This window comes from Pseudomonas sp. 22085 (assembly GCF_052045815.1).
GTDB lineage: Bacteria > Pseudomonadota > Gammaproteobacteria > Pseudomonadales > Pseudomonadaceae > Aquipseudomonas > Aquipseudomonas glycinae.
The window spans coordinates 1-306 of the sequence record NZ_JBQEQA010000060.1; the positions used below are offsets into that span (position 1 = coordinate 1).

Sequence of the window (306 nt, forward strand, 5' to 3'; positions counted from 1 at the left end):
GCGTTCGCCGTCGAGGGTGGTGCCTTGCAAGCGCATGATGATGGTGTCGCCCTGGTTGAAATCGACGGGTGAGGCAGCAAAGACCTGGAGCTTTAATTGCTCTTTACCCAGCTGGTCGAGATCGAGGTCGTTCCCGTCAGCCTGCTCAAGAATCGGTCCCTCCAGCCTCGAGTTGCCGGTGTCGACGACGATGCGCGTTTCCTTGCACCAGTCTTCGGAATCGTTGTCTGCAAAATCTCTGACGAAGAATGACACCGCCAGCCCTTCATTCCCGGAGTCACCCGCCGCGAGGATGACGTCCTTGCC

Annotated in this window: 1 pseudogene; it reads right to left on the bottom strand. The window is 58.5% G+C overall.

From position 1 onward, the window contains the following. Positions 1-306 (bottom strand): annotated as a pseudogene (locus tag ACTJK7_RS29135) (hypothetical protein); the annotation flags it as partial.